General features: G+C 56.7%; 1 rRNA gene. It reads left to right on the plus strand.

Annotated features, from left to right (window positions below):
• Positions 1 to 77: 77 nt before the first annotated feature.
• A 23S ribosomal RNA gene (locus QSK36_RS43145) occupies positions 78 to 411 on the plus strand; the annotation flags it as partial.

The raw sequence follows: 411 nt of genomic DNA on the forward strand, positions 1-411 counted from the left end.
TCGGGTGTTTGGTGGTGGGGTGGGCTGGTTGTCTGGTTGTTGTTTGTGAATTGCATAGTGGACGCGAGCATCTTTGTGGCCAAGTTATTTAGGGCACACGGTGGATGCCTTGGCATCAGGAGCCGATGAAGGACGTGGGAGGCTGCGTTAAGCCTCGGGGAGTCGCCAACCAGACGTTGATCCGGGGATGTCCGAATGGGGAAACCTAGCACCAGTCATGTGGTGTTGCCGCCGTCTGAATGTATAGGGCGGTTGGTGGTAACGCGGGGAAGTGAAACATCTCAGTACCCGTAGGAGAAGAAAACAATTTAGTGATTCCGTGAGTAGTGGTGAGCGAAAGCGGAGGAGGCTAAACCGTGCGCGTGTGATAGCCGGCGGGCGTTGCGTGTGCGGGGTTGTGGGACCTTCCGG

This window comes from Microbispora sp. NBRC 16548 (genome assembly GCF_030268985.1).
Taxonomy (GTDB): domain Bacteria; phylum Actinomycetota; class Actinomycetes; order Streptosporangiales; family Streptosporangiaceae; genus Microbispora; species Microbispora catharanthi.